The sequence below is a fragment of the Actinocorallia herbida genome (assembly GCF_003751225.1).
GTDB classification, from domain to species: domain Bacteria; phylum Actinomycetota; class Actinomycetes; order Streptosporangiales; family Streptosporangiaceae; genus Actinocorallia; species Actinocorallia herbida.
On the sequence record NZ_RJKE01000001.1, the window covers coordinates 2,734,963 to 2,753,825 of the forward strand.

13 protein-coding genes are annotated in these 18,863 nt (G+C 73.3%); 3 read left to right on the top strand and 10 right to left on the bottom strand.

The features are described from left to right. Window positions 1-76: 76 nt before the first annotated feature. The 6 genes from EDD29_RS12800 to EDD29_RS12825 all read right to left on the bottom strand — a co-directional run bounded on the left by EDD29_RS12800 (window position 77) and on the right by EDD29_RS12825 (window position 11,177). The gene (locus tag EDD29_RS12800) at window positions 77-5,533 is read right to left on the bottom strand and encodes an ATP-binding protein (protein WP_123664616.1); all 5,457 of its coding nucleotides are present in this window, start codon (window positions 5,531-5,533) and stop codon (window positions 77-79) included. Between the two features lie 321 nt (window positions 5,534-5,854). After that, window positions 5,855-6,940, bottom strand: a complete 1,086-nt coding sequence (locus EDD29_RS12805; RefSeq protein WP_123664617.1) for an NADH:flavin oxidoreductase — start codon at window positions 6,938-6,940, stop codon at window positions 5,855-5,857. 52 nt (window positions 6,941-6,992) lie between these two features. After that, window positions 6,993-7,745, bottom strand: coding sequence for a hypothetical protein (locus EDD29_RS12810; RefSeq protein ID WP_123664618.1), 753 nt, complete (start codon window positions 7,743-7,745; stop codon window positions 6,993-6,995). Between the two features lie 15 nt (window positions 7,746-7,760). After that, window positions 7,761-9,332 (bottom strand): VWA domain-containing protein, encoded by a 1,572-nt coding sequence (locus EDD29_RS12815; protein ID WP_123670442.1) that lies wholly within the window; start codon window positions 9,330-9,332, stop codon window positions 7,761-7,763. After that, on the bottom strand, window positions 9,329-10,567 hold the full coding sequence (locus EDD29_RS12820) for a hypothetical protein (RefSeq protein ID WP_123664619.1): 1,239 nt from the start codon (window positions 10,565-10,567) through the stop codon (window positions 9,329-9,331). Before EDD29_RS12820 ends, EDD29_RS12815 begins: the two co-directional genes overlap by 4 nt. Window positions 10,568-10,679: 112 nt before the next feature. Then, window positions 10,680-11,177: a pyridoxamine 5'-phosphate oxidase family protein gene (locus tag EDD29_RS12825; protein ID WP_123664620.1), complete on the bottom strand. Its 498-nt coding sequence runs from the start codon at window positions 11,175-11,177 to the stop codon at window positions 10,680-10,682. Between the two features lie 74 nt (window positions 11,178-11,251). Here EDD29_RS12825 and EDD29_RS12830 point away from each other — a divergent pair, with 74 nt between their 5' ends. Then, window positions 11,252-11,848, top strand: a complete 597-nt coding sequence (locus EDD29_RS12830; RefSeq protein WP_123664621.1) for a TetR family transcriptional regulator — start codon at window positions 11,252-11,254, stop codon at window positions 11,846-11,848. Between the two features lie 12 nt (window positions 11,849-11,860). Here EDD29_RS12830 and EDD29_RS12835 read toward each other — a convergent pair whose 3' ends face one another. The 3 genes from EDD29_RS12835 to EDD29_RS12845 all read right to left on the bottom strand — a co-directional run bounded on the left by EDD29_RS12835 (window position 11,861) and on the right by EDD29_RS12845 (window position 14,194). After that, on the bottom strand, window positions 11,861-12,307 hold the full coding sequence (locus tag EDD29_RS12835) for a CBS domain-containing protein (protein WP_123664622.1): 447 nt from the start codon (window positions 12,305-12,307) through the stop codon (window positions 11,861-11,863). A 223-nt stretch (window positions 12,308-12,530) separates the two neighbouring features. Next, window positions 12,531-13,586: a 5'/3'-nucleotidase SurE gene (surE, locus tag EDD29_RS12840; protein ID WP_123664623.1), complete on the bottom strand. Its 1,056-nt coding sequence runs from the start codon at window positions 13,584-13,586 to the stop codon at window positions 12,531-12,533. Window positions 13,587-13,711: 125 nt separating this feature from the next. Next, a complete protein-coding gene (locus EDD29_RS12845; RefSeq protein WP_123664624.1) occupies window positions 13,712-14,194 on the bottom strand; it encodes an Lrp/AsnC family transcriptional regulator in 483 nt (160 codons plus the stop codon). A 130-nt stretch (window positions 14,195-14,324) separates the two neighbouring features. On the opposite strand from EDD29_RS12845, the gene EDD29_RS12850 reads away from it, so the two are divergent. Continuing rightward, entirely contained in the window at window positions 14,325-16,664 is a 2,340-nt protein-coding gene (locus tag EDD29_RS12850; RefSeq protein ID WP_123664625.1) for a transketolase-like TK C-terminal-containing protein, read from the top strand. A 6-nt stretch (window positions 16,665-16,670) separates the two neighbouring features. Here EDD29_RS12850 and EDD29_RS12855 read toward each other — a convergent pair whose 3' ends face one another. Next, window positions 16,671-17,669: a hypothetical protein gene (locus tag EDD29_RS12855; protein ID WP_123664626.1), complete on the bottom strand. Its 999-nt coding sequence runs from the start codon at window positions 17,667-17,669 to the stop codon at window positions 16,671-16,673. Between the two features lie 424 nt (window positions 17,670-18,093). Between EDD29_RS12855 and EDD29_RS12860 the strand changes: the two genes are divergently transcribed. Next, on the top strand, window positions 18,094-18,858 hold the full coding sequence (locus EDD29_RS12860; protein ID WP_123664627.1) for an SDR family NAD(P)-dependent oxidoreductase: 765 nt from the start codon (window positions 18,094-18,096) through the stop codon (window positions 18,856-18,858). The last annotated feature ends 5 nt before the right edge of the window (window positions 18,859-18,863 follow it).

Sequence of the window (18,863 nt, forward strand, 5' to 3'; positions counted from 1 at the left end):
CGGGGATGGTTCGGCAACGGGGCCGGCCCGGGCCGCCCTTGGAGGGGCGGCGCCGGGCCGGTGGGGTCGGGCGGGGTTAGGAGAGGCCCGCGCGGATCGAGGTGATGATGCGGGGGCGGAGGTCGGCGGCGGTGATGACGGCGTCGACGGAGCCGACCTCGACGGCGCGGTGGATGTTGTGGATGCGGTCGAACTCGGCGGCGACCTCGCTGATCTTCTCGGCGCGGACCGAGGAGCGGAGGTCGCCGAGCTCGGCCGTCAGGGCGGCGCGTTCGGGGCTGGCGGAGGCCGCGGCGAGGCGGCCCTCCAGGTCCCGGACGCGCGGGTCGGCCGACGTGCGGGCGCCGACCTCGCCGGAGAAGACCACGGCCGCGGCCGGGGCGCCGCCGAGCACGGAGGCGAACGAGCCCTCCAGCGCCAGCACCGTCATGTTCGGGTTGAGCGCCTTGGAGAACACGACGAACGCGCCGCCGTGGTACCGGGAGATCACGCAGAACACGATGGGCCCGCGGAAGTTGACGATGGCCCGCCCGATCTCCGCGCCGTACTCCAGCTGGAGGCTGCGCATCGACTCCGGCGACCCGTCGAAGCCCGACAGGTTGGCCAGCACGACCAGCGGACGGTTCCCGCTCGCCGCGTTGATCGCCCGCGCCGCCTTCTTCGACGACTTGGGGAACAGCGTCCCCGCCGTGTAGGAGTCGGGCCCGTCGGTGGGCGGGAACCCCCGCCGCTGGACGGCCTGGGACTCGATCCCGAGCAGGCAGACGGGGATCCCGTCGAGGTGGACGTCCTGGACGACCGCCGTGTCGGCGTCGGCCATGCCCGCCCAGCGCTCCAGCACCGGGTGGTCCTGGTCCGACAGGGCCCGCATGACGGTCCGGATGTCGAACGGCTTCTTCCGGTCGGGGTTCGCCGCGGAGGAGAAGATCTCCCCGACCGTAGTGAAGTCGCTGCCTTCCAGCACGTGCGGGAAGTCCGAGACGTCACGGTTCGCCGGGTCGGTGGTCACGGCCTGCCGGGGCGAGGTCTCGCCCGGCGCGACGTAGGAGTGCGCGTAGTGCGCCATCAGCACGTCCCGCGCGGCGAGCAGGTTCGGCGCCCAGTACTGCGCCTGGCCGTTCGGCCCCATGACCCGGTCGTAGCCGCCGATGCCGAAGTTGTCCTCGGCCGACACGCCGCCGGAGAAGTCCAGGGACTGCTTGCCGGTGAGGACCATCGCCGAGTCGGGCGTCATCACCAGGATGCCCTTGGTGTGCATGAGCATCGTCGCCTCGGCGTTCCAGTACGGCTGGGCGCCGACGTTGATGCCCGCGACGACGATGTTGATCTCGCCGCCGTCCTGGGTGAACTCGACGATCCGCTTGAGCGCGGCGGCGACCCAGTCCATGTTCTCGGTGCCGGACTCCATCGAGATCCGGGCGCCGGACGACAGCGCGTACCACTCCAGCGGCACGCGCAGCGACTCGGCGAGGTCGAGCGCGGCGATGACGCGCCGGCACTCGGGCTCCGACAGCGCGCCGAGCGACTTGGTCGGGTCGCCGAGCAGGACCACCCGCTTGACGCCCTCGGGGTGCAGCTCGGTCGGCGTGGAGACGACACCGGCGACGATCGCGGCCTTGTTGCCGCCCTTCGCCCGGTCGACGGGCACGAGGGCGTGCGCCGCGTCGAGGTCGTACTCGGTGAAGTCGCCGAGCTGGCCCGTCAGTTCGTAGGGGTAGACGGTGTTGCGGCTGCCCGCGCGGAGCACCTTCAGCCGGTACCCGTCGACGGGTTCGATGGCCTCGGTCGGCGGTTCCCCGATCGTCAGCTCGGCGTTGCCGGTGGCGTCGAAGGCGATCCGCATCGCGACCTTCTCCAGCACCCCGGTCTCCTGGTCGCGCTCGCGCGCGATGAACAGGATCTCCTCCAGGCCCGCGCCCGACGTGCGGGGCAGGATCCGCTCGGCGAGCATCTCCAGTTCGGTGCGGGGCAGGTCGCTCGGCGGCCAGACGTAGACCACGACGCGGTTGGTGTTGAACCGGGTCTTGGACGGCCGCAGCGACTGGGCCCGCCGGATCGAGTCGAGGCACGCCGCGACGGTGAACTCGGCGGTCGGCAGCGCGACGAGCCTGCCGTCGGCGTCGCGCAGCTCGGTCAGGTCGCGGACCTGGGCGAACGCGACGAGCCGGTCGTCGGAGGCGTTGTCACGGGCGACGCCGCGGAAGAGGTAGACCTCCTCGTCCAGCGACGGCAGCCGGGTCAGGTCGAACCGGTGCAGCCGCTCCATCTGCATGCGCTGGGCGATGTAGGGGTGCAGGCCGCGGATCAGCCGGTCTTCGGTGATGCCCTCGGCGGACGGGCGGAACGTGAAGTGGTGGTGCATGACCGCGCCGCGGCTGCCCGCGACGGTGAGGGTCAGGCGCCGGACCCGGCCGGGCAGCGGGTGGGCCGCGACGACCTCGTGCAGCGCCGCCGCCATCGCCTCGAAGTCGTCGGGCTGGCCCTCCCACGCCAGGTAGACGTCGGCGTCGATCTCGCCGCCGTCGCCGGCCAGTTCGGCGAGCCCGTCGAGGGCCCCGCCCAGGGCCTCGAACCGCACGGCGGCCGAGACGAGCCGGGAGCCGGCGCGCTCGGCGACGACGAACGTGCAGCCCGCGGCTTCGCTGGTGCGGACGCCGGTCAGGCCCTTGTTGCCGTAGTAGCGACGGGTCAGGACCTCGAGCATGACCGAATTGTCCGGACCTGCCTCCCGGGTGAGCCGCTGCGCGAGCAGCCGCACGAGCGGCTGGGTGCTGCGGACCATCTCCGCGATCCGCTCGTCCCGGTCGGCGGCCTGCGGCGCGGTGTCCAGCACCCGCAGGTGCCGCCGGACGTCGGTGTAGACGCGGGCGCGGTTGCGGCGCAGCAGCGGCTGGCCGAACCAGGCGAACGCGACACCGCGCGCGAGGTCGGCGATGGCCGGGAAGCGCACCTGCGTGGCCGTCGCCAGGCGCTCCAGCGCGGGTCCGGCCTGCTCGCCGATCAGCGCGTCCGGGGTCGGCTCCAGCAGCCACGCGCGCAGCAGCGCGGTGACGACGGCCGCGTCGGCGGACGCCCGCTGCTGGGCGAGGAAGATCCGGAACACCGCGGCCTCGAGGGCGGGCGTGCGGTCCAGCTCGGTGACGCCGTAGTGGGCGAGTGCCTGGCCGAGGGCGGCCTTCACCGTCTCGGGCAGCGCGGCCCGCTCGACGTCGAGGCTCTGGAGATAGGTGTGGAAGTGCTCGCGGGCGCTGTGCACATGGCCGGGCTCCTCGCCGGTCGGCCGGTTGCGGCTGAGCTCGGCGAGGTCGGTGAACACCTCGACGAGGGCGAGTTCGCAGGCGAGGATCTTGTGCCCGTCCTCGGCGGCCCCGCCGCGGTGGGCGAGGTAGCCGTTGAGGACGCGGCGCTCGTCGTGCGGGTCGACGTCGAAGCCGAGGAGCAGGCTGCGCAGGTCCTCCAGGCCGCGCTCGGCGCTCTCCCGCGCGGAGACGGAGGCGGGCGCGGCGGGCAGGTCGAGTTCGATGGACTCGGTGACGGCGGCCTCGTCGGCGCCGGCGTCCTCCAGCGGCTCGAGCCTGAGCAGCGCGGCGCCGCTCTCGACCTGGCTGCCGACGGTGACCGTGATCTCCTTGAGCCGGGCCCGGAACGGCGCGCGCAGCACCGTCTCCATCTTCATGCTCTCCAGCACCAGGACCGGCGCGCCCGCCTCGACCTCGGCCCCGACGGCCAGCGGCGTGGCGACGACCAGGGCGGGAGTGGGCGACCGGACGACGCCGCCCTCGTCCCGGCTGACCCGGTGGGTGACGCCGTCGACCTCGACGAGGTGGACGGGCCCGTGCGTTCCGGTGAGGAGCCGGTAGCGCGCTCCGTTGACGGTGATCCGCCCGGTGTACCGGTCGAAGCGCTCGAGTTCGACGTCGGCGGTGCGGACGTCCTCGCCCGCCTCGACGCCGACCCGGAAGCGGTGCGGCCCGACCCGGGCGACGCGCACCCGGTAGGACGCGCCGCGCAGCTTGAGGTCGAGCGGCCTGCCGCTCTCGTGCTGGACCTGCGGCCGGCCCCCGGACGCGGTCGACAGCAGCCGCTGCCGCTCGGCGCCCTCTTCCTCCTCGTACGCCTCGATCGCGGCCGCGGCCAGCGCGACGGCCGAGTGCCGGTGCGCGACGAGCCCGCCTTCGGCCCGGATCCGGTCGATCCAGCCGGTGTCGGCGGAGCCGTCGATCACCTCGGGCCGGTCGAGCAGTTCGATCACGAAGCTCTTGTTGGTCGTCCCGCCCTCGATGACGACGGTCGTCTGCTGCATGGCGCGGCGCAGGCGCCCGAGGGCCTCCTCGCGGTCCCGGCCGTAGGCGATGATCTTGGCGATCATCGAGTCGAAGTCGGCGGGGATGACGTCGCCCTCGGCGAAGCCGGTGTCGACCCGGATGCCGGGGCCGACGGGCAGGTCGAACCTGGCGATGCGGCCGGGGGAGGGCGCGAAGTCGCGGTCGGGGTCCTCGGCGTTGAGCCTGGCCTCGACGGCGTGGCCGCGCTCGGCCGGGATCACGCCTTCCAGGCGGCCGCCGGACGCCACGTGCAGCTGGGCCTTGACCAGGTCGAACCCGGTCGTCGACTCGGTGATCGGGTGCTCGACCTGGAGGCGGGTGTTGACCTCGAGGAACGCGAACAGCCGCTCACCCGGGTGGTACAGGAACTCGACGGTGGCCGCGCCCCGGTAGCCGACCTTGATCGCGAGCCGCTCGGCCGAGGCCTTCACCTCGGCGACCTGCTCGGGGGACAGGACCGGCGATGCCGACTCCTCGATCACCTTCTGGTTGCGGCGCTGCACCGAGCAGTCCCGGACGCCCAGGGCCCACGCGGTGCCCTGGCCGTCGGCGATCACCTGGACCTCGACGTGCCGCGCGCCGGTGACCAGCCGTTCGAGGAAGACCACGCCGCTGCCGAACGCGCGGGCCGCCTCCTGGCTGGTGCGCTCGTAGGCGTCGGCCAGCTCGGCCTCGTTGGTGATCACCCGGATGCCGCGCCCGCCGCCGCCCGCGGTCGCCTTCAGCATGAGCGGGTAGCCGACCTGGGACGCCGACGCGATCGCCGCGTCAAGGGTCTCCACCGCGCCGCGGCTCCACGGCGCGACGGGCACGCCGACCTCCTCGGCGATCAGCTTCGCGCCGATCTTGTCGCCGAGCTTGCGCATGGCGTCCGGGCTCGGCCCGACGAAGGCGACCCCGATCTCCTCGCACAGCTCCGCGAACGCCGGGTCCTCCGCGACGAAGCCCCAGCCGACCCAGGCGGCGTCCGCCCCGGTCTCCTTCAGCGCCTTCTCCAGCACCTTCAGGTCGAGGTAGGGGCGCAGCGAGGCGGGGCCGAGATCGTAGGCGAGGTCGGCTTCACGTACGAACGCCGACGCCCGGTCGACGTCGGTATGCAGGGCGACGGTCTCGATCCGTGTCCCGGTCTCCGCTGCGATGTCACGTACCGCGTGAATGAGCCGCATGGCGGCTTCCCCGCGGTTGACGATGGCAATGCGAGTGAACACGCGACCAAGCCCTCCATGAGACGACGATGACGGCGCCGGGGGCAACGGTGATCCCGGCAGTGTCCAACCCTTCCGCCTACGCACCGGTAGCGCCATGTCGGAGACAGCGCATGCTGACCCCCGGACTTTGTGGAGACCGTCTAAACCCCCTACTTGGCGACCCCTATCTTGAGCGGGCCCTCTGTCCCACCGCCAGCGAACGGTCACGGAACGTGCCGATGGGTCCCGGCTCGTCCGCCGGCGCAGAAGGGGCGGGAACGGGAACGGCCTCCCTTCTCCGTACGGGACGGAGAAGGGAGGCCCGTTGAGGCGATCTGATGATCAGGAGACGAAGTCGGTCCACTGGGTGGCGAGGTAGTCCAGGAAACGGGGGCCGACGGACTCGGCGACGAAGTGCTCGCGCGGCCTCGGGTGGACGAGGCGGAAGCCGGGGTCGGCCAGGGCCAGGGCGGGGAAGTCGTGGTGGACGACGGCGCCCGCGCCGATCAGGACGAAGTCGGCGCCCTTGTCCAGGCACCAGGCGGCGTCCGGCGCCGAGGTGATCTTTCCGGCGACGCCCAGCTTCGTGGCGCCGCGGGGGAGGGTCGTGAAGTGCTCGATGAGGAGCCTGTCGCGGTGCTCCTCTTCGTGGGTCTCCTTGAACGCGTCCCACAGGGACATGTCGAGGTAGTCCAGGAGGCCGGAGGCCAGGACGTCGGCGGCGAGGGCGCGGGCCTCGGCGAGCGGGATGCCGCTGCGCTCCGGGGTCAGGCGCAGGCCGAGCTGGAAGCCGGGGCCGGTCGCCTCGCGGATGCCGCGGAGCACCTCCCACAGCATCCGCCGCCGGTTCTCGAACGAGCCGCCGTAGCGGTCGGCGCGGGTGTTCCTGGGGCTGAGGAACTGGCAGACGAGGTAGCCGTGCGCGCCGTGCACCTCGACCCCGTGGAACCCCGCGCGCTCGGCCCGGACGGCCCCCGCGACGAAGTCCGCGACGACCCGCTCGACCTCGTCGGTGGTGAGCGCCCTGGCGCGCTTGGCGGGGTCGTCCCAGGGCGCGACCACGGGCACGCCCGACAGCCTGGCGTCGCCGCGGCGGCCGCCGTGGTGGAGCTGGAGCGTGGCCACGCCCCCGGCCGCGGCGATCCCGGCGGCCAGCCGGGTCAGGCCCGGCAGGAAGCGGTCGTCCCACGCGGCGAGCTGCCCCGGAAACGCCTGCCCCGCCTGCGAGACGTGCGCGGCGCAGGTCATGACCATCCCGAACCCGCCCTCGGCCCGCCGGACGAGCCACGCGTACTCGTCCTCGGACAGCACGCCGTCGGGGCTCTGGAGGTTGGTGAGCGGCGCGACCGCGAAGCGGTTCGGCCAGGCGGGGCCGCGGCCGAGCACGAGGGGCGCGGCGAGGGCGTCAGGGGAGGCGATCTGAGACATGGCGCCGTCATGTTACCCGCGGGTCGGCCGCTCCGTCTCCGATGGGGCTGGGTCAGCGGTAGATGGCGAGGAGGGGGGAGATCTCCAGGGTGCCCGCCGAGGGGTTCCAGCTGATCTTGCCGAGGCAGCGGGCGCGGAACGGGGCGGGCGGGCCGCTCGGCAGGCGGACGTCGGCGGCGGGGCAGGTGACGCTGACGACGGGGGCGTCTTCGGCGAGAGTGCCCGGATCGCCGTACGGGGCGGCGAAGGTGACCGTCGTGTCGGTCTCCGCGATGATCCGGAACCTGCCCTCGACGGACACGAACGCCGGCTCCAGCTCCCGCAGCCGCACGGAGCCGACCCGTCCCGCCCGGTCGCCGTAGGCGGGCTCCAGGGCGCGGTCCAGTCCTGCGTTCGGCAGGACCCGCTGGTTGATGAGGTCGACGTAGATGATGTCGTGGGCCGCGTCGAGGGCGCGGACGATCCGTCCGATGGCCGTGACCGCGCCCGCGTCCTCGAAGTACCGGGTGACGAGCTGCTCTCCGGCGACGTGGTCGGCGCCGCCGCTCAGGGGCGCGGACCGCAGCCGCAGCCGGGACGCGATGGTGCGGCGGGTCGTCCGCTCGACCGTGCGCTGGAGGTAGGGGTAGTCGCCCTGGCGGTAGAGGTCGATGGCGCCGTCCTCATCCAGGTAGACCCAGACGCTGCGGTTCTGGCCGGTCCGCAGCGCGGCGAGGCGGCGGCGTCCGGCGCGCACCTGCGCGTACCCGGTCGCGCCCGCGACGGCGAGGGCGCAGCAGCAGATCACCGTCAGCAGCGCGAGCATCGGCTCCTCCTGGGGTCAGCGGCAGCCACGGGTCTCCTTGAAGGCGGCCTCCAGCGAGGACGCGGTCGCGTCCACCATGCGGCCCCCGGTCGTCTCAGCGGCTCGGCGCAGTTCGGCCGGGTCGGCCTCGCCGAACCGGATGGCGTAGGTGGGCACCTCGCGCGTCTCCGCGGGCAGGGCGCGGTACCTGCGGACGAACTCCGCGAACCCGATGCCGGCGTTGCTCAGCCCGTCGGTCATCAGCACGACGGTCGTCGGCCGCGCCGGGTCGGCGCGCCTGAGCTCGGCCGCGCGGCGGTAGGCGTGGTCGAGCGCGGACCACACCGCGGTGGTGCGGCTGAACTCGTCGGCGCCGAGGAAGTCGTGGACGGCGGCGGCCTCGGCGGTGCCGGTGAGGGTGACGTCCCGCTCGGCCCGCACGCCGTCGCCGAAGCGGATCAGGATGAACCTCTCACCCCGGTAGAACCGCGCGAACTTCCCGGAGGGCGACGTATCCGCACCGTCGAGGCCCGCGAAGGCCGCCCGCAGTGCTTTGATCCGCGCGCCCCGCATCGACCCTGAGTAGTCGAGCACGAAGACCACCTGGCCGGGGGCGCGGGCCGCCTCGTGGTCGGCGAGCAGCCTTTCGACGACCTCGGCCCGGCCCGGGAAGTAGAGGGCGTTCCCGATCTCGGCGCGCAGCCTGGCGTCCCGCTCGACCTCGGGCACGACGGGGCGGCGCAGCGTCCGCGCCATGATCCTCCGCTGGGTCTCCGGCCGCTTCAGCCAGGCCACGACCTCGTCGTACGCGGCGCGGCGATCCGGATCGAGGAGGAGCAGCGGGTACTCCGACAGCACGATCCCGTCCTCGGGATAGACGATCTCCAGCGGTTCGCGGAGCCGTCCGCTCGCGTTGAGCGCCAGCAGCGTCGACTCGTACCCGATCAGCGCGTCCGTCTCGTCCTGGCCCGCCACGAACGCGTCGACGAGCGCGTCGGACGTCGGGGCGGTGAGCGTCTGGCCGGAGAACAGGCCGCGCAACCTGTCGCAGGCGACGTCCTCGGGGCGCAGCGCCCCGCCGGTGCCCGCGGCGGCGGTCGCGATCCCGACCAGGGCGGAGAGCCCGCTGTTGGCGCTGCGCGGGTCGGCCATCCCGAAGCGCACGAGCCCCTCGGCCGCGCCATCGGCGAGGTCGGCCCAGGACAGCCGGGGGTCCCCGGCCTCGCGCCGGAGCCGCGCGGCTGCCTCCGGCCGGATCCCGAACACCACGGGGGAGGTCATCGTCTTGGCGGACAGCGGGTACAGCGGCGGGTCGGCCGCCTCCTGGAGCAGGAGCTGGAGGTAGCGGTCGTCGGACAGCCAGGCGAGGTCGTGGCCGGTGCCGCCGGCCGCGAGGAGGCGGGACGCCTCCACGGTGCCGCGGTGGTCGAGGACGAGCTCGATCCCGGTGTCCGCGCGCAGCCCGGCGAGCAGCGGGGCCATGTCGGTGAGCTCGGGGCTGGCCAGCACCCGCAGCCTGACCGCGGGCGGGTCGCCGGTGCACGCGGTGCCGAGGAGGAGCAGCGCGCAGGCCGCGAGACCGGCGATCAGGCGCCGCGGCCGCCTCACCGGCCGCACCCGTCGACGGTCTCGACCATCCGCTGGAGAAGCGCGAGGACGGGCAGTTCCGCGCGGGTGAAGTCGGTGCGCGGCGCGGGCGGCGGGACGCCGTTCGCGGTGAGGAACCCGAAGAGCCGCCCGGTCCCGGTCCCGGTGGTGTCGGCGTCGTCCATGACCCGGAAGCCGAGCTCCATCATGCGCCCGCGCAGCGCGGGGTCGGTGCGCAGCAGGACGCCCAGCCGGTCGCCGGACGGCTTGAGGGAGATGTACTCCGGATCGGTCAGGAACTCCTGCCTGGGGTACAGGAGGACCCGCTCGCCGTCCGGGCGCCCGGTCCGGCGGACCTGGTCGAGCTGGTAGGCGAAGAACTGGTGCTCGTAGACCACGACGACGGGTCCCTGGCTCCTGCCCTCCGGCGTCACATAGGTCCGCCACAGCTCGGACTCGGCCATGCCCGTCGCGGCGAAGATCGGCTGGATCCGCGCGGCGAGCCGGTCGGCGTCCGCGGCGGTCTGCGCGGGCTCCTCCCCGTTGACGACGAAGGCGACGAGGCCGAGGTAGGTGGCCCCGGAGTTGGTCCGGCACACCCCGGACGTCCGGGCGAGCACGCGGTTGCCGTTGCTGACCGGCGTCCCGTCGGGGCCCGCCTCATGTCCGAGCCCGATGTCGTTCCAGGTCTTGCCCTGCCTGCCGAACTCGAGGAACGGCGCGGTCTCCAGCGTGTAGTAGAGCGACGGGGCCGAGCCGTTCCCGTGCCGGGTCGCGGCGTCGTTGCGGACCAGGGTCTCGGCGTACTCGCGGAACGTGGCGAGCACGATCGGGCTGCTGAACAGCCGGGTCGTCACCGAGTGCAGGCCGCGTTCCTGGCGCCGGGCCTTGATCTGGTCGGCGGCGGGCTGCCCGGAGGGGAAGGCGAAGTCGTAGCGTTCGCTCTTCTGGTTGAGCACCTCGTAGGCGACCTCGCCGGAGCCGCGCGCGGTGACCTCGACGCGGACACCGTGCGCCAGCAGGAGGCGCTGGACCTCGCGGTCGTTGAAGAAGTCCTGCTTGGAGGCCATGATGCCGCGGACGGTGACGGGCGGGGCGGGGCGGGTCGCCAGGAGGAAGAGCACCGCCGCCGCGCTGACCGCCGCGACGCAGGCCGAGGCGACGAACGCCAGGCCGAGCGGGGAGTGCCGGAGACTCGGCGGACGGGGGACGCTGAGTGCGGGGCCCTCGGTCGCCTGACGGGGTCCGGTCGTCACACCGACTCCTTGGGATCACTTCCACGCGATCTCTGACCGTGTGCTCGCAGCCTACGCAGCGCCCCCGTACACGGGGTGATCGGGCGACTAACATCCCGATCACGAATGCCGGCTAGAGGAACGCGGCGGTGGAGCCGCCGAGGTCCAGGGCGGGCATGCCGAGCTTGCGGTGGTCCCAGGAGCGGATCCGCTCGACGTCGACGCGGACCGCGACGCGGTTGTTGAGCATCACCTCGACCAGGGGCTTGACCTCTTCTGAGTAGGGGCCGCTGTAACGCTCCCAGACGCTGACGCCGACCTCCCAGAGCGCGGCGGGGTCGTCGACGACGACGGCGGTGCCCTCCAGGGAGACGCCGCGGAGCTGGTCGTAGGTGTGGCCCGCCTCGACCATCACGGTCACGTTCCCGTCGCGGCGCAGGTTCGCGGCCTTCTGGGACTTGGCCTTGGTCTCGAACCACAGGACGCCGTCGAGCACCGCGTACCACATGGCGACGAGGTGGGGCCGTCCGCTCGGGCCGTTGGTCGCCAGGGTGGCGACCCGCTGCTCGTTCAGGAAGGCGGCGACCTCCTCGTCCGTCATGGTGATCTTGCCGCGCTGGTTCACGCCCATCCGACAGCTCCTCCGGGGACGCGGCAGGCCGCCAAGGCTTGCCGCAAAAATGGGACATAGTCCAAAATGGCACTATGTCCCATAGTGAACCGGAGGGCCTCCGGATCCGCAAGAGGCACGCGACCAACGCCCGGATCGCGGCCTCGGCGGCCCGCCTCGCCTCCCGGCAGGGGCTCGCCGCCACCACCGTGGACCAGATCGCCGAGGACGCCCAGGTCGGCCGCTCGACCTTCTTCCGCTACTTCGACGGGAAGGAGAACGCGGTCGCCGAAGGCGTCACGGGCCCGTGGCTCACCATGATCACCGACGCGCTCGCCCGCCAGCCCGCCGACCTGGGCGCCCTCGACGCCGTCATCGCCGCCTTCGGGGAGCTCGCCGACATCCTGCCGCCCGACCGGGCGCAGCTCAGCGACCTCGCCCGGCTGACCAGGACGTCCACCACGCTCAAGGCCTGGACCCTCCAGACCTACCAGCGCTACGAGACCGCGATCGCGGACCTCATCGCCCCGCGCGTGCCCGGCCTCGCCGAGCACGACCCGAGGCCCCGGCTGCTCGCCGCATATGTCATGGCCTCGGTCCGGATCTCCCTCGACGACTGGATGCAGCACGGCGGCTCGCTCCCCGACCGCATCCGGGCGGCCCTCACCGCGCTGTCCGTCGGCCCGGAGTAGGCGGAGCCGCGCCTACGGCGTCTGGGCGAGGTCCTCGGCCGAGGCCGCGCGGCGTTCCGCGGCGCGCGCCTCGACGCCCTCATCGGAGCAGAAGCCGAGGCCGGTGCGCTTCAGGCAGAGCAGGCCGAGCAGGACGTCGCCCTCGCCGACGACGGCGAGGCGGCGGCGTCCGGCGACGGCCATGGCCCGCCGCGCGGTCTCCAGATCGTCCCCGGGCCGTGCGACCCGCTCCCCGAGCCGCCCGGCCGACCGCGCGGGCAGGTGCGGCGGCGCGCCGAGATCGCCCCGCTCGACCACCGCGAGCAGCACCGCACCGTCGACGACCAGGACGGCGTGGACATGGTCGTTGCGCAGCACCACCGCCGCGTCCGCGACGGTCGTGTCCCGGCCGTGCACCTTCGGCGAGAGGAGCATGGCGTCGGCCACCGTCCGGCGGTCGCGCGGGTCCGAGGACTGCATCAAGCGTGCCTCTCGCAGGGTCGGGAAGCCACCGCGCACCGGACCGGCTCCGGCGCGCCGTCTCTCTTCCCTCCGATTGTGCCCGCTCCGTTCCCGCAGCTTGTCGGCGAGGGCGGGTTCGGGTGGGCGGAACGGTCTCGCCGGATGTGGCACGGCCCCGGGTCCGGTTCCGTGGGGAAGCGGGCCCGGGGCCGGTGGTGCTCGGGCGCGGGTGGGGCGGGGGTCAGCGGGCCAGGTTCAGGGAGCCGAGCCACTTGCCGTCGGCGGTGCGGTCGACGGAGATGGCGCCGATGCTGATGCGGCCGTCGCGCAGGGCGGCGGTGTCGCTGCGGGGGTCGAGCCTGGTGTTCGCGTCGGCGAGGGTGTAGCCGATGCGGTAGCCGCCCTTGCCGTCGGCGGTGTAGGTGAGGCTGCCGAGGGGGGTGTCGCCCATGACGGTCCAGCGGGGGGTGGGGGTCTTGCCCGCGGTGACGTCGGGAACGTTGATGTTGAGGAGGAGCTTGTCCTCGCCGAGGCGGTCGGCGGCACCCTTGCGGCCGAGGAGGCGGGCCGCGGTCTTGGCGGCGAAGTCGGCGGCCGTCCGGTAGGTGAGGTCGGTCGGGGCCGAGGTGAGGCCGCTGCCGTTGGCGCTGACCGCGATGGCCGGGACGCCGTGCTCGGCCGCGGTGGTGGCCGCGCCGACGGTGCCGGACATGTTGACCGCGATGTCGATGTTGGCGCCGGAGTTGGTGCCGGTGAGGACGAGGTCGGGCCCGTCGGCCCAGCCCGGCTGCTGCGGCAGGTAAGCGCTGAGCGCGAGCTCGACGGCGTCGGCCGGGGTGACCGAGGCGGTGGTCGGCGTGCACGCGGTGGCGGCGCACGCGCCCAGCACGACGCCCTTGGACGGCGCGGTGGAGCAGTCGCCCTCGAACCCGGCCGGGATCTTGGTCGGCGCGGCGAGCGCGACCTGCGGGGCCTGGGAGATCGAGCGCGCCCGGCCGCTCTGCTGCTGCCACGGCCCGACGACGACGACGTCGGCCCCGGCGGCGCACAGCGACCGACGCAGGAAGTACAGGCCGCGCCCGTCGGCCCCGTCGGCGGCGGCCGCCTGCACGGAGTCGTCGTTGGACAGCAGGATCTTCGCGCCCTTCAGCGCGCCCGATCCGTCCGGTCCGCCGACGGGCTTCTGCGCGTTCGCCGCCGCGGGCAGCAGCGCGAGTCCCGCCGCGACCGCCGCACCCGCCGCGATCACACCGCCGCGCCGCCGCTTGGACGTGCCCTTGCCGACCAGCCGAAACATCGTTTTCTCCTCTGTCCGAAATAACCCCCAGATCCTCCGCCCGCGCCCGCCCACCGGCAACGCACGGCGCATGGAGTCCTGCCCACCGGACGGTGAAGGGATCATGAACGGGAGAAACCCGCTCGTCACCGCTCGTCGGCCGCGCGGCGCAGCAGAGGGGTGATCCGGTACGGCACGAGGCTCCGCATCACGAGCGAGGTGCTGGACCGCTCGATCCCGGGGATCGCGAGGATGAGGCCGGCGATCCGGTAGAGGTCGTCGGCGTGGGCGGCGACGACATGGATGAGCAGGTCGTCGGCCCCGGAGATCCCGTGTACCTCGAGCACCTCCGGCACCGCGGCGAGCGCCGAACCGACCTCGTCGAGCCTGCGCTGGGTCACCCGGGCGGTGATGAACGCGGCGAGCGAGTAGCCCAGCGCGTCGGGGGAGACGCGGCGTTCGAAGGTGTCGAGGGTGCCGTCGCGCTCCAGCCGGGACAGCCGAGCCTGCGCGGTGTTCCGCGCGATCCCGACCCGCTCGGCCACCGCGACGGTCGTCGCCCGCGGATCGCGGGCGAGCTCCAGGAGGATGCGCGCGTCGACCGCGTCGGCGCTCTCCGGCTTGGGCATAGTGCCTGCCTCCCGCTGTCGCCGCCCGTGTGCTTCTGGGCGTAATGCTTAACTTTTACCTCAGGCATTTACCACATTGGCTGTCACTGCTTCAATCTCGGGGCAAATGACCCTCGAACGAGGCGGAGCGATGACGGTGGCGAGTATCGGCGAGGCGGCCCTGGTGACGGACGGCGACGACGGGGAGGCGCGGGTCCTGCGCGGAATCGAGGACCGGGTGCTGTGGCTGTCCAGCGCGATCATCCACCACGCCAACGCGGTGCGGCCGAACACGTCGGGGCTCAAGGTCGGCGGCCACCAGGCGTCGTCGGCGTCGCTGGTCTCCATCATGACGTCGCTGTGGTTCCGGCACCTGCGGCCGGAGGACCGGGTGTCGGTGAAGCCGCACGCCTCGCCCGTGCTGCACGCCATCAACTACCTGCTCGGCAGGCTCGACGCGTCCTATCTGACCCGGCTGCGCGACTTCGGCGGCCTGCAGAGCTACCCGAGCCGGTCCAAGGACCCCGACCCGGTCGACTACGCGACGGGTTCGGTGGGCATCGGGGCGACCGCCCCCATCTGGGGCGCGCTGTCCCGCCGGTTCGTCGACGGTGCCTTCGGCGGCGCGGGCACCGGCCGGCAGTACTCCCTCGTCGGCGACGCCGAACTCGACGAGGGCGCCGTCTGGGAGGCGGTCCTCGACCCGGCGGTGGCCGAACTCGGCGAGGTCGTCTGGATCGTCGACCTCAACCGGCAGTCGCTCGACCGGGTCGTGCCCAACATCGCCGCCGCCAAGCTGCGCGGCATGTTCGACGCCGCGGGCTGGCAGGTCATCACGCTCAAGTACGGGCACGTCCTCGAAGAGCTGTTCACCCGTCCGGGCGGCGCGGCGCTCCGCGCGCGGATCGACGCGATGGCCAACCCCGAGTACCAGCGGCTGCTGCGCTGCGACGCCGCCGAGCTGCGCCGCCGCCTGCCCGGCACCGGACCCGACGCCGGGGCGGTCGCCGCACTCGTCGCCGACGTGGCCGACGCCGCGCTGGTCGAGGCCGTCGCCAACCTCGGCGGCCATGACCTGGACGCGCTCGACGCCGCATTCGCCGCCATCGACGACACCCGCCCGACCGTCATCTTCGCCTACACCGTCAAGGGCCGCGGCCTGGCGATGAAGGGCCACCCGCAGAACCACTCGGCGCTGCTCACCGGCGACCAGATGCGCGATCTCGCCGACCGGACGGGCGCCGACCCCGCCGACCCCTGGCGCGGGTTCGCGGAAGGCACCCCCGAGGACGACCTGTGCCGGGAGGTCGCCGCGCGTTTGAACCGTCCGTCCTTCGCGGAGAAGACGCCGCCCGCCCTACCCGTGGACGTCGCCCGCCGCCCGGCCGGGACGACCACCACCCAGGCGGCGCTCGGCCGGACCCTCCTCGACCTGACGCGCGACGCCCCCGAGGCGGCCCGCCGGATCGTCACGGTGAGCCCGGACGTCAGCTCGTCGACGAACCTGGGCGGCTGGGTCAACAAGGTCGGCGTGTGGTCGCCGACCGAGCGGCGGAACTGGTTCTCCGACGACGCCGAGACCATCCTGCACTGGCGCGAGCACCCGGCCGGGCAGCACATCGAGCTGGGCATCGCCGAGGTCAACCTGGTCGGCCTGCTGGGCGAACTGGGCGCGACCTGGAGCCGGTGGGGCGAGCCCCTGCTGCCGATCGGCGTCCTCTACGACCCGTTCGTCGAACGGGCGCTGGAGCCCTGGTCGTTCGGCATCTACGCGGGCGGCCAGTCGATCCTCGTCGGCACCCCGTCGGGCGTCACGCTGGCGCCGGAGGGCGGCGCGCACCAGTCGATCAAGACCCCGTCGATCGGGCTGGAGCAGCCCGGCTGCACCTACTACGAGCCCGCGTTCGCCATCGACACGGCCTGGACGCTGCTGGCGAGCCTCGCCCGGCTCGGCAGGCCGGACGGCGGTTCGGCTTACCTGCGGCTGTCGACCCGGCCCGTCGACCAGTCCCTCGCCGCGCTGCCCGCCGACCCGGCCGCCTACGAGCGGCGCCGCCGCAACGTCGTCGCCGGGGCCTACACGCTGCTGCGCCGCAAGGCCCCGGACGTCGCGATCGCCGCGATGGGCGCGCTCGTCCCCGAGGCGCTGGCCGCCGCCGCCCGGCTGGAGACCCTCGGCATCTCCGCCGACGTCCTCGTCATCACCAGCCCCGACCTGCTCTACCGCGCGGTCCGCGCCCGCCAGGGCCACGGCGACGCCGACACCTGGATCCTCGACCAGGTCCTCCCGGCCGACCGGGCGACCCCCCTCGTCACCGTCCTCGACGGCCACCCGCACACCCTGGCGTTCCTCGCGACCGTCAACCGGGTGCCGACGACGGCCCTGGGCGTCACCGGCTTCGGCCAGTCGGGTTCCCTCGAGGACGTCTACCGGTACCACGCCATCGACACCGACAGCATCGTCCACGCCGCCCTCGACCTCACCGACTGACCGCCGTCAGCGCCCGTGCGGCGGCCCCTGCGGGCGCCGCCGCACGGGCGCGGGCGGGGCGGCGGGCGGCATCGGAGGGGCGGCGAACGGCGCGACCGGAGCCGCGGGCGGCGCGAGAGGACGGGCCGGCGGGAGGGGCGGGAGCGCATCCGCGGGGTCCTCGGCCGCGGGCTCGTGCCGGGGGATCAGGACGAGCGAGACGCCGATGAGGACGACGCCGGGGACCAGCAGCCAGAAGGCCCCGAAGGACTCGCCGGGCAGCCGCGCGGTGACGAGGCCGTACCCGATGACGAGGTACGCCTTGGCGACGACCGTCGCGACGAACACCACGGTGAGCAGCCTGCACCGCTGCAAGGCCATCTGGAGCTGCGCGACGCCGATGGTCACCGCGGTGAGGAAGAGCAGGAGGAGCGGGATCGTGAGGGGGCCGTGGAAGTCGGCCCGGGCCTGGAGGTTGAACGCGAGCTCGGCGAGGCCGACGAGGATGCCCGCGCCGATCCCGTAGGCGATGCCCGTCAGGGGCCTGGCGTGCCTGCCGTCGGGTTTGACGTCGCCGATCGTGAACAGCAGGATCGGCAGCCCCAGCGACGGCAGCGCCAGCAGCGCCAGGGAGGCGCCGGGGATCTCGGCGGGGGTCGGCGGGTCGGACCAGGAGACGAGCAGGCCGCCCGCGGCCATGGCGGTCAGCCAGGCGGCCTCGGCGCCGCCGATCCGCTCCCCGGTCACCAGGACGGACAGGGCGACGAGGGGGACGAGCCCGGCGAGCAGTGCGGTGACGAGGACCGGCAGCGAAAGCCGGGGCGCCGCGACGACCTGGATCACCACGCCCCCGCCCATGAGCGTGACCCCGGCGAGCCACCTGCCGTTGCGCACCACCGTCGCGAGGAAATGGCCGGGCTGGGTGCCGCGCAACGGCGGCAGCACCGCGGCGGCCTCCTTGAAGAACACGAACCCCAGGTAGTAAAGGCATCCCGAGAGGAAGGCGAGGGAGATCGGGACGAACATGCGGGGTTCCTTTCGCGGTGGTGAAGGCCGTTCGAAACCCCCCGTCCCCGGCCGCCGGCGGGCGGGGGAGACCGCGGCGCTCGGTGCGGCCGCAGGGGGTGGCCCTCCCGCCTTCCAGCCGTCCGCCACCATTTGTAGCCGAACGGGACGAGCAGCGGAACCCGTGACTTTTTGAGTGTTCTGCAATTCTCTTACTCAGTTGCCTGATAAATGTTCAGCGCATGACGGAATGGATCGATCCATATTTCCGTCGTTAAAGCCACCCGACGCGGGTGCAACGTTCATAAGGAACGAAGCCGTCATTTCGCCCGGCTCGCGGTCCCGCGGCCCGGCGTCCCCTGGGCCCGCCGCCCCTCCGGTTCCGGGACGGGGCGGGGCGCTCAGTACAGTAAGCATCCGTTTATGTACCTGTGGAGGGGCGCGCATGAGTGTCGGGAAGCTGTCGGCGGATCTGACCGGGCGGGTGGCCGTGGTGACCGGGGCGTCGAGCGGGCTCGGGCTGCGGTTCGCCGAGCTGCTGGCGGGCAGCGGGGCGACGGTCTTCGCCGCCGCGCGGCGCAAGGACCGGCTTGAGGCGCTGGCCGAGAGGGTGCCCGGGGTCGTGCCCGTCACCTGCGACGTGACGGACGCCGACGCGCGCCAGGCCCTGTTCGAGACGGTCATGACGCGCGAGGGCAAGGTCGACCTCCTGGTGAACAACGCGGGACACGGTGTCGCCAAGCCCGCGCTCGAGGAGTCGATCGAGTCCTTCGAGCGCGTCCTCGCGCTGAACCTCACCGCCACGTTCGCGCTGGCCCAGCTGTTCGCCCGCCCGATGATCGAGGCGGGCCGCGGCAGCATCGTCAACATCGCGTCGATCCTCGGCCTCGGCGCCGCCTACCCGACGTCCCAGGTCTCTTACACCGCCGCCAAGGGCGCCGTGGTCAACATGACCCGCGAACTCGGCGTCCAGTGGGCCTCGAAGGGCGTCCGCGTCAACGCGATCGCCCCCGGCTGGTTCGCCACCGAGGTCACCGAGGACTTCTTCGCCGACGAGCGCGGCGCCGGATGGCTCCGCCGCAACACCCCGATGGGCCGCACCGGCGCCCCCGAGGAACTCGACGGCGTCATGCTCCTCCTCGCCAGCGACGCCAGCTCCTTCATGACCGGCCAGACCCTCGTCGTGGACGGCGGCTGGACCTCCCGCTGACCCCT